General features: G+C 68.4%; 1 protein-coding gene. It reads left to right on the top strand.

Annotated features, from left to right (window positions below; genetic code table 11):
- The coding region (locus tag ABD357_RS24220; RefSeq protein ID WP_344392852.1) for a hypothetical protein at positions 1 to 3,721 on the top strand (3,721 nt) is incomplete at both ends.

Genomic DNA, 3,721 nt, shown 5'->3' on the forward strand with positions numbered 1-3,721 from the left:
GTGCCCTCTGCCAGCGCGCTGCCGGCGGGCAAGCACCTGCGCTACCGGGTGCGGGCGTACGACGCCACCGACTACGGCTCTTGGACCGGCTACACGACGTTTGTGCTGAACACCGCCAAACCGAATGCTCCAGCAGTTTCCTGCGACACGTACGAGGAGAACGGCTGGACGGCGAAGGCCGACGGCGCCGTGTCCTGCACCGTGGACACGGATTCCACCGACGGCGCGGGCTACCACTGGGGCCTGGACGACACGTCCATGCCGAACAGGAAGCTGGACACCACCAACGGCACCGGCGGCGACAAGCTGACCATCAGCATCAACCCGGCCAACGGCTGGCACACCTTGTACGCCAAGGCCGTCGACTCCGGGGGAAACCTTTCCGCAACCACCACCGCGTACTCCTTCGGTGTCGGCGCTGACGGCGCCGCGATCCTCTCCCCGCAGGACGGCGACGACACCGCCCGCCGCCTGACCCTGTCCGCGAAGGGCCTCACCTCCTACACAGGAGTGACCTGGCAGTACCGCCGCGGTGAAGAGGACTCCTGGCGCGCCGTCCCAGTCGGCGACGTGACCGCCTCGGGTGACGCGGTCACCTCGTGGCCGGTGAAGGTTACCGACGGCACCGCCACCAAGCTCGTGTGGAACGTGACCGATTCGCTGGACGAGGACGGAGTGGTCGAGCTGCGGGCCGCGTTCAGCGACGGCACGAGCACCGGGCACTCGCAGACGGTCGACGTAACCCTCGACCGTGACGCCGGTTATGCGGCCTCCAGCGATGTCGGGCCCGGTGAAGTGAACCTCCTCACCGGTGACTTCACACTGTCCCAGACCGACGCCGAGGCGTTCAGCAGCGCAGTGGAGCGGACGTTCTCCTCCCGTGCCAACAGCACGGACGGCGAGGGCATGGCCGAGATCTTCGGCCCGGGCTGGACTTCCTCCGTGGTCGGCGACACGGCGGACGGCGATCACACGCAGATCCGAAAGACCTCTGGCACCTCAGTAGAACTGCTGGCCGCCGACGGCAGCGCGATCGCCTTCACCGCGACCAGCGGTGGCGGCTGGGCACCCGAAGCAGACGCAGATGACCTGACGCTGACCGGCAGCCTGTCCGGCAACAAGTTCACTCTGACGGACACCGACGCGAACGTGACGGTGTTCGCCAAGGCGGACAGCAGCGCCTCGGCGTGGACTTTCGCCTCAAGCGCGGCCGCGGTCGACGACTCCACCATCACGGTGGCCTCGGAGGCGGTCACGGTCGGCGGTAACACGCTGACGCGGCCCAAGTACGTGGTCGCGCCCGACGGCGCGGTGCAAGCGTCGACCTGCCAGGCAGAGCCGTCGACCAAGGGCTGCCGGGTCCTTGAGTACGTATACGCCGACTCCACGACGGCCACCGACAGCTCCCTGGGGAACTACAAGGACCAGGTTCAGGCCATCAAACTGTGGGTTGCCGATCCCGGGGCGGACAAGGCCACGGCCGAGACGGTCGCCCAGTACGTCTACGGCTCCTCCGGTCGTCTGCGCCAGGTGTGGGACCCGCGCATCAGCGCCGCGCTGAAGACCACCTACACCTACGACGCCGACGGCCGCGTCCAGACCCTCACGGATCCCGGTGAGCTGCCGTGGACCTTCACCTACGGCAAGGCCGGTTCCGCGCTGACGGCCGGTGCGGGCATGCTGCTCAAGGCGTCCCGTCCCGCGCTGGCGGAAGGCTCGAAGACGACCACCTCCGGCACCGCGGCCACGACCGTGGTGTACGACGTGCCGCTGTCCGGGGACAAAGCGCCGTACCAGATGGACAAGGATGGGGTCGCCGCGTGGGCACAGGGCGAAGCGCCCACGGACGCCACCGCCGTCTTCCCCGCCGACACCACACCTTCATCCAGCACCGGCAGCGACCTGAGTGCCGCCGCCTACGAACGTGCCACTGTCACCTATGTCAACGCCAACGGAGACGAGACCAACACGGCCTCCGCCGGCGGCGCACTGGACGCGACCGAGTACGACGTCTACGGAAATACCGTGGCCGGACTGTCCGCCGCCAACCGTGAACTGGCACTGGGCACCGCCGACGGTGCCGCGGCCAAGCTGGCCGAACTGGGCCTGACCGAACTGTCCACCGCCGAACGGGCAGACCTCCTCGCCGATGTCTCGGTGTACTCGGCGGACGGTGAGGAACTGACCGACAAATACGGCCCCCTGCGCCTGGTCACCCTGTCCGCGGACCTGGCGGGCACGGCCAGCGAGGCGACCTTGCCCGCGGGAACCGCAGTCCTGGCACGCAGGCACATGTCGTACGCGTACGACGAGGGGCGGCCGGACGATGCCGCAGTCTCCGGCCTGGCGACATCCACCACGACAGGGGCATACGTCGAGGGTTACGCGAAGGACGCGGACAGCCGCACCTGGGCTACTCGTTATGACTGGTCCAACGGCCACCAGACGGCCGCCATCGAGGACCCGGACGGCAAGGCACTGACCACGGCCACGACGTACGACTCCGACGGACGGGCCGCCTCCACACGTCTGGCTGCCTCCACGGGCTCGGACGCCGGCACTCTCACGTACGACTACTACACCGCAGACGGCAGTGGCACCTGTGCCAACCGGCCCGAGTGGGCGGGACTGCTGTGCCGGACCGCACCGGCCGCCACGATCACAGGCGGCGGAGGCAACCCGAGCGAACTGGTCACCACCGTCTACACCTACGACCGGTGGGGACAGGTAGCGACCAAGAAGGAGACCTCAAACAGCGTTACCCGCACCACGACCACCATGACCGACGCGGCCGGCCGAACCACGAACCTTACGGTCACCGGCGGCACGGGCGAGGACACCCCCGCCACCGAGTACATCTACAGCAGCACCACCGGCAAGGTCACAGCGATCCGCTCAGGCGGACAGACCGTCTCCTACGGGTTCGACGACCTCGGCCGACAGGTCACCTACGAGGACGGCACCGGCAACACCACCACGGCCACCTACGACAAGCTCGACCGCGTCGTGAAGGTCACCGACTCGGCACCGTCCACCACGACCTACATCTACGACAAAGCCGATCAGGTCAAGACCCTCACTGATTCGGTCGCAGGCACCTTCAGCGCCGCCTACGACGCCGACGGCACGCTCACCACCGAGTCCCTGCCCGGCGGCCACACCCTGGCCGTCACCACGAACACCGAGGGCACGGTCACCGCGAAGGAGTACACCGACGCCGACGGCACGACCGTCCTGTCCGACTCCGCGTCCTACACGGTGCACGGACAGCAGGCCGGTCACAGCCAGACCGACGGTTCCACCACCGACACGGACTACACCTACGACAGCGTCGGCCGCCTGACCCGGGCCGCCGACACCACGGCCGGCGGCTGCACGACCCGCGCCTACACCTTCGACACGAACAGCAACCGCACCAAGCTGGCCACCGCCTCCGACGACTGCGACAGCAGCACCGACGACGCGACCAGCGACACCACCGCCTACTCCTACGACAGCGCTGACCGTCTGGTCGCCGACGGCACCGCGTACGACGCCTTCGGCCGCCCCACCAGCACCGGCGGCACCACGCTGACGTACTTCACCAACGACCTGGTTCGCTCGGAGACCGTCGGCGCCAGCCGCAAGACCTGGTCTCTGGATGCCGTCGGACGTCTCCACAAGGCCGTCACGCAGGCCAAGGCCGACGACGGTACCTGGACCACGTCCTCGACCGACACCA

It is taken from the genome of Streptomyces vastus, assembly GCF_039532825.1.
In the GTDB taxonomy this organism is placed as follows: domain Bacteria; phylum Actinomycetota; class Actinomycetes; order Streptomycetales; family Streptomycetaceae; genus Streptomyces; species Streptomyces vastus.